The sequence below is a fragment of the Pseudomonas syringae genome, from assembly GCF_021606685.1.
In the GTDB taxonomy this organism is placed as follows: Bacteria; Pseudomonadota; Gammaproteobacteria; order Pseudomonadales; family Pseudomonadaceae; genus Aquipseudomonas; species Aquipseudomonas syringae_R.
In genome coordinates this window covers 23,038-30,239 of record NZ_WKCB01000067.1, presented here as the reverse complement: position 1 = coordinate 30,239, position 7,202 = coordinate 23,038, and the positions used below count along the sequence as shown (strand labels likewise).

At 60.7% G+C, this 7,202-nt stretch carries 4 protein-coding genes; 1 reads left to right on the top strand and 3 read right to left on the bottom strand.

What is annotated here, in order from left to right; translation table 11 throughout:
• Positions 1-97 precede the first annotated feature (97 nt).
• The gene (locus GIW02_RS21270; protein WP_236418547.1) at positions 98-1,867 is read right to left on the bottom strand and encodes an acyl-CoA dehydrogenase C-terminal domain-containing protein; all 1,770 of its coding nucleotides are present in this window, start codon (positions 1,865-1,867) and stop codon (positions 98-100) included.
• Between the two features lie 90 nt (positions 1,868-1,957).
• Positions 1,958-3,247, bottom strand: coding sequence for a GGDEF domain-containing protein (locus GIW02_RS21265; protein ID WP_236418546.1), 1,290 nt, complete (start codon positions 3,245-3,247; stop codon positions 1,958-1,960).
• A 314-nt stretch (positions 3,248-3,561) separates the two neighbouring features.
• Here GIW02_RS21265 and GIW02_RS21260 point away from each other — a divergent pair, with 314 nt between their 5' ends.
• A complete protein-coding gene (locus tag GIW02_RS21260; protein WP_236418545.1) occupies positions 3,562-5,157 on the top strand; it encodes a hypothetical protein in 1,596 nt (531 codons plus the stop codon).
• A 67-nt stretch (positions 5,158-5,224) separates the two neighbouring features.
• On the opposite strand, the gene GIW02_RS21255 is transcribed toward GIW02_RS21260, so the two are convergent.
• A complete protein-coding gene (locus GIW02_RS21255; RefSeq protein ID WP_236418543.1) occupies positions 5,225-7,030 on the bottom strand; it encodes a phenylacyl-CoA dehydrogenase in 1,806 nt (601 codons plus the stop codon).
• Positions 7,031-7,202 lie beyond the last annotated feature (172 nt).

Genomic DNA, 7,202 nt, shown 5'->3' with positions numbered 1-7,202 from the left:
GCTCGCGAAGGCGTAGTGTCAGCAACAAATCAGTTGACTGACACTACGCCTTCGCGAGCAAGCCCGCTCCCACATTCAGACCGTGGAGAGTCGGGGTCTACAGGGCAAACAACTGAGCAGGCAAGCTCATCAGGCATTCGCTGCCAGCCTCCACAGCGGCGCGGTGGCTGGCGGTACGCGGCAGCAGGCGCTTGAAGTAGAACTCGCAGGTGGCCAGCTTGGCCTTGGCAAACTCGGCATCGTCGTGGCTCTGCGCCGCAATGGCCATGCGCAGCCACAGGTAGGCAAGGATGACGTAGCCGCTGTACATCAGGTAATCCACGGCAGCGGCGCCCACTTCGTCGGGGTTTTTCATCGCAGCCATACCGACCTTGGTCGTCAGTTCGCCCCATTCCTGGTTCAGCGTGTTGAGCTGCGCCACATAACCCTTGAGCTGTGGATGCTCGGCATTCGCCGCACAAAACTTATGCACGATTTTGGTAAACCCGCGCAGCAATTTGCCCTGGCTGCCCAGCACCTTGCGGCCCAGCAGGTCGAGGGCCTGGATGCCGTTAGTGCCTTCATAGATCGGCGCGATCCGCGCATCCCGTGCCAGTTGCTCCATGCCCCATTCGCGAATATAGCCATGGCCGCCGAATACCTGCATGCCGTGGTTGGTCACCTCCAGCCCGGTGTCGGTCATAAAGGCTTTGCAGATGGGCGTGAGGAACGCCAGCAGGTCTTCGGCCTCCTGACGCTGGGCGGCGTCGCTGCTCAGGTGCGCGGTGTCGAGCAATTGCGCAGTGAAGTAGGTCAGCGCGCGGTTGCCCTCGTTGAAGGCTTTCATGGTCAGCAGCATGCGCCGTACGTCGGCGTGCACGATGATCGGGTCGGCGGCTTTTTCCGGCGCTTTGGCGCCGGTCAGGGAGCGCATCTGCAGGCGGTCGTTGGCGTATTTGATTGCGCCCTGGAAGCTCGCTTCACCATTGCACAGGCCCTGCATGCCGGTGCCCAGGCGCGCGTGGTTCATCATGGTGAACATGCAATTGAGGCCTTTGTTCGCCTCGCCAATCAGGAAGCCCTTGGCACCGTCAAAGTTCAGCACACAGGTCGCCGAGCCCTTGATGCCCATTTTGTGTTCGATGGAGCCGCAATGCACCGCGTTGCGTTCACCCGATTCCGCATGGAACTTGGGCACGATAAACAACGAGATACCTTTGGTGCCCGCCGGTGCATCCGGCAGCTTGGCCAGCACCAGGTGGATGATATTGGCGCTCATGTCATGCTCGCCGGCCGAGATGAAGATTTTGCTGCCGGTGACGGCATAGCTGCCATCGGCCTGGGGCACGGCGCGGGTCTTGATCAGGCCCAGGTCGGTGCCGCAATGGGCTTCGGTGAGGCACATGGTGCCGGTCCATTCGCCGGCAGTGAGTTTGCTGAGGAACGTGGCCTTCTGTTCCTCGGTGCCATGGGCGTGGATCGCCGACATCGCGCCGTGAGTCAGGCCCGGGTACATGCCCCATGAAGTGTTGCTGGAGCCGATCATCTCGCTGAGCACCAGCCCCAGCGATTGCGGCAGGCCCTGACCACCGTAGGCTGGGTCCGCCGCCACGCCGTGCCAGCCGCCTTCCACGTACTGGGCGAAGGCTTGCTTGAAGCCCTTGGGTGTAGTGACTACGCCATTGTCGAAATGGCAGCCTTCTTCGTCACCGCTGCGGTTGAGCGGTGCGAGCACGTTCTCGCAGAATTTGGCGCCTTCTTCGAGGATCGCACCGACCATGTCCGGGCTGGCGTCCGTTGCGCCCAAGGCGGCGTAGTGGCCGTGGAAATCAAACACGTTGTCGATCAGAAAGCGCATGTCGCGCAGGGGAGCTTTGTATTCAGGCATGACAGTTTCTCCGGCAGCAGATGGGTTCAACCTACTGCCGGTCGTCGCGCCGAACAATCACTGTAGAACCGCTGAATACACCACCATCACTCAACCGGCAGCGCTTTCCATGCGCACCGCGCCCCGCCGGGTCTGCCCGGCCGCGACCACGCAATTACGCCCCGCGCCCTTGGCGGCGTACAGCGCCTGGTCGGCGGTCTTGAGGACTTCTTCGGGCGTACGTTGCTCAACCTGACGCTCGGCCACGCCGATGCTGATGGTTACCGACACACTCGACGCGCCACTGCCGGCGCGGCGCTGGCGACCTTGCTGATCGTCCTGGGGGCGGTCCGAGTTGCGCAGCTTGATGTCGTAGTCGGCGATGATCTCGCGAATTTCTTCCAGGTGCGGCATGCACTCTTCCAGGGTCTTGCCGGCGAATACCACGGCGAACTCTTCACCGCCATACCGGTAGGCCCGCCCGCCCCCATTGACCTTGGACAACTTGCTGGCCACCAGGCGCAGCACCTGGTCACCCACGTCATGGCCATGCGTGTCATTGAAGCGCTTGAAGTGGTCGACATCGCTCATAGCCAGTACATAGTTGCGCCCCAGCCGCTGCATGCGTTCGTTGAGGGCGCGGCGCCCCGGCAAGCCGGTCAGCTCATCCCGGAAGGCCATTTGATAGGCCTCGTGAGCCACGCCGGCCGCGATCATCAGCATCACCTGGCTGCACATGATATTGAGGGTAAACGGCAGGATGAAGGTCTGCGGCAGCATCCAGAACATCCCCAGCAGCCCCACCAGTTGCGCCGCATGCAGAGGGCGCGGTTGGTACCAGTATTGGGTGGCCAGGGTGAGGAAGCCGATCAGGAACATCGGGTACGACAGCTGGATCAGGCTCATCCAGGTGCCATGCAGCGCTGGCCAGCGAATCTCCGCCAGCCAGTTGAGCACCGCCTCGGGATAACTTTGCTCCAACGCCAAGGCCACGCTGCCCACGGCCAGCAGTACCGCACCGCGTGCGACAAAGTCGCGGAACAGGTGGGTCTTCTCCTGCCACAGCGCATAAATGCTGAACAGCAGCGGCAACAACAAGCAACACAGGTGGAACACTACCGCCGCGTCTTCGCGTACGCGGCCATTGTCGCGGTAGAAGTCGGTCTGGGTATCGAGCAGGAAATAGGCGACGTACACCGTGATCATCAGGAACAGTTCACGCTGGCGGCGATACACCGCGCAATACGAGCCGCCCAGCAACAGCACCAGGGTCGGCAACACATTGAACAGCGAGGTGAAAAAGACGCTGAGGTCCTTGACGTAGGCAGCCGAGAGCCCGGCCAGCAGGAGCAGCAACGAAGGTAAAAAATGACTGAACCGTACAGCAGACACGCGTGACAAGGGTAAAACTCCAACCCGCAAAAAAGTAGTGGCACTGTGCCTTTATGCGGACAGTTAAGCATAAGCCGCCCGGCATGTATCACATTGCCATCACTTTAACGGCCGATCGGGCTAATCCCTGAGTGCCACGCTGTGATTTTTTTACCCGATTACCGAACAGACAAGCTGCCCTGCGCCCTTCGCACAGCCAGGTCAACTGTCAACGTTGACAGTTTCAATCAACGGCACTGCCTTGTTTACTCATCGGTACCACTCGCCCCCCAGCGTGCATTCGGGCCAAGGAGTGCCCTCTACCCACGATGGGAATGACCGCCATGGAAACCACAATCACCGACCTGGTGCGCACCAGCTCTTTGTTTTTGATCCGCAACGCAATCGCCAGGCTGGCGCCACTGATCGTGGTGGACGCCATCCCCAACGCTGGCGGCCTGGTACCTCTGTCTACGGCGGCGCGAGACCTGCGCGTGAGGATCCCGGCGCCGCCGCAGCCCGGACCTGCGGGGTCTCGACCCACGGTCAGGGTGTACGTTGAATTGCCCCCGCCGGCAGAGTACCAAGTGGTGGCCTTCCTGCAATTGGCGTCATATCCCGCGGGAACCTTTGAAATGACGGTGCCGCGCCAATGGGTGGGCAATGAAGGTGATTATCGACTCACCTATATCCTCGACGACGGTGACAACGTCTTGCGCGCGACGGCCAGCACACCCTTGCGGGTTCAACGAACCCCGCCTTTTGGCTACCTGACCATCACACCGCCACGCCCGCTGCTGCCGGCCAACCTCGCGACGGCGACAATTACCGAGGAATACCTGGCCAACAATGATCCCGTTCTGTTTCGGATCCCAGAGCATCCAGAGATCAACAACGAGGTTGCGCTGCGTATGGTTCCCTACTACGGGAACACCGCAAGCCACATGCAGGTGTCCTATGCCACACCGCCTGTCATCACCCTGCCCGACTTTCCGGCTGAACGGATTATCCCCGTGTCGGCGGCCGTAATTCGCGCCCGTGGTAACGGCCGCCAACAACTGACCTACCGCTGCCTTACCCGAAATGGTCTGCGAGCGCTGGATTCGTTGATCCTTGAGATCACGGTGGCAGTGCGCATAACGCCCTCGAACATTGCCGCCCCACGTGTAACCCAGGCAATTGCGCCCGACAACACCGTGACCCTGGGGGATATCAACCAAGCTGGCCAGGGAGGGATGGAGGTGTGGCTGGACAGCGTCGACGGTTTGCAAATCGGCGACGTGATAAGTGTCCTTTTGGGGGCTGGTTTAAGCACGACCAACGCACTGGTTTACGCGGGGCAGCCTCTACCGTTACGGTTTATTGTCCCGACCGCACAAATCCAGGTCACGCTTGCTGGGTCTACCACCAACGATGTTCCTGCCCCGATCAGGTTCAGGGTCACCAGCGGCACGACGGTAGTCAACGGGCCAGCCAGAAACCTGATCTTCAATATTTCGACCCTTATGACGCTGCTGCCACCGCAGGTGCAAAACCTGAACAACGGTGCCCTCAATTGCAACTCGCCGCACCCTTTGAACACACCTTATCCGAACCGCTTTATTCAGGTGTTTATCCCACCTTCTACCCTGTTGATTGCCGGCAGAGCATTGACGGTGAACTGCGTGTTGAGCCGGCAGGACGATGGTTCGAACCCCATTGCGCCCGCAGTCACGGTGTCCGTAGTGCTGGCACCGGATGCGCCAACATTGGGCCAGACGGTGAGCGTGCCCTATTCGACCACGTTGGGCGTGATCGGCAGAGGTGTGATGTACGTCAGCTATGCGATGCTCAATAACACCAATCAACTGGTTCGCTCTGCCCCCGTTGCCATTGCGGTACGGGCAGTGTTGCCCGGCAATACCTATTGCGACGGAGCGCCTTTCACCCCTGCACCTTGAGTGTTTCCCCACAAAAAAGCCGCCGCTCCCGAGAGAGCGGCGGCTTTTCAATGAACCTCGTCGGGGCTTAGTAGCCCAGGCCGAAGTCCTCTTCTTTCATGTCCATCAGGTTGTTGGCGCCCGACAGCATGGTTGCCACGTGGGTACGGGTACGGGGCAGGATGCGCTGGAAGTAGAAGCGCGCGGTTTGCAGCTTGGCGGTGTAGAACGCTTCTTCGCTGGTGCCGGCAGCCAGTTTCTCGGCGGCCAGGCGCGCCATGTCGGCCCAGAAGTAAGCCAGGCAGGCGTAACCGGAGTACATCAGGTAGTCCACCGAGGCGGCACCGACTTCTTCGCGGTCTTTCATCGCCGCCATGCCGACCTTCATGGTCAACTCGCCCCACTCTTTGTTCAGTGCAGCCAGCGGCGCAACGAATTCCTGGACGGCTTCGTTACCCTCGTTGGCCTGGCAGAACTTGTGCACGATCTTGGTGAAGCCCTTGAGCGCTTCGCCTTGAGTCATCAGCACTTTACGCCCCAGCAGGTCCAGGGCCTGGATGCCGGTGGTGCCTTCGTACAGCATCGAAATGCGGCTGTCGCGAACGTTCTGCTCCATGCCCCACTCGGCGATGAAGCCGTGGCCGCCGTAGATCTGCACGCCGTGGTTGGCCGATTCAAAACCGACTTCGGTCATGAACGCCTTGGCGATAGGCGTCATGAAGGCCAGCAGGCCATCGGCCTGTTTCTTGGCGTCTTCGTCGGTGCCGTACTTGACGATGTCCACTTGCTTGGCGGTGAAGTACACCATCGCACGGTTGCCTTCGGCGAAGGCTTTCATGGTCAGCAGCATGCGGCGCACGTCAGGGTGCACGATGATCGGGTCAGCGGCTTTGTCCGGGGCTTTCGGGCCGGTCAGGGAGCGCATTTGCAGGCGATCACGCGCATATTTCAGGCCGCCCTGGAAGCCGATCTCAGCGTGGGACAGGCCTTGCAGCGCGGTGCCCAGACGAGCGGTGTTCATAAAGGTGAACATGCAGTTCAGGCCTTTGTTCGCCGGGCCGATCAGGTAACCGGTGGCCGCGTCGAAGTTCATCACGCAAGTAGCGTTACCGTGGATGCCCATTTTGTGTTCCAGGGAACCACAGCTCACCGCGTTGCGCTCGCCGATCGAGCCGTCCGCGTTCGGCATGAACTTGGGCACGATAAACAGCGAGATACCTTTGGTGCCGGCCGGTGCGTCCGGCAGGCGGGCCAATACGATGTGGACGATGTTGTCGGCCATGTCGTGCTCACCGGCCGAGATGAAGATCTTGGTGCCGGAGACTTTGTAGGAGCCATCAGCCTGAGGCTCGGCCTTGGTGCGCAGCATGCCCAGGTCGGTGCCGCAATGCGGCTCGGTCAGGCACATGGTGCCGGTCCACTCGCCGGACACCAGCTTGGTCAGGTAGGCCTCTTGCTGCTCGGGGGTGCCGTGCTCGGAGATGGTGTTCATCGCACCGTGGGACAGGCCCGGGTACATGCCCCACGACCAGTTGGCGGCGCCAACCATTTCGCTCACGGCCAGGCCCAGGGATTCCGGCAGGCCTTGGCCGCCGTGCTCCACGTCGTGAGCCAGGCTTGGCCAGCCGCCTTCGACGAATTGTTTGTAGGCTTCTTTGAAACCAGTAGGGGTCTTAACGCCTGACTCGCTCCAGGTACACCCTTCGATGTCACCCACGCGGTTCAACGGGGCCAGCACTTGCTCACAGAACTTGGCGCCCTCTTCGAGAATGGCATCGACCATGTCCGGGGTAGCGTCCTGGCAAGCCGGCAGGCTCTGATAGTGCGCTTCATAGCCAAGCAGTTCGTCACGAACGAAGCGAATATCACGCAAGGGGGCCTTGTAGTCAGGCATAGCGATAAACCTCTGCTGATGTATCTGGAATGAACAACCGCGTGGATTTGTTGTGGCGGTCAAACAGGTGTTTGAAACATACGTTTACGACCTGGTGATGTCAAGCGTCGGTCAGATGCCGTTTGTCATGACGCACGTCATCCCCAGGCACGACAAGGCCTGCGGCGGGATG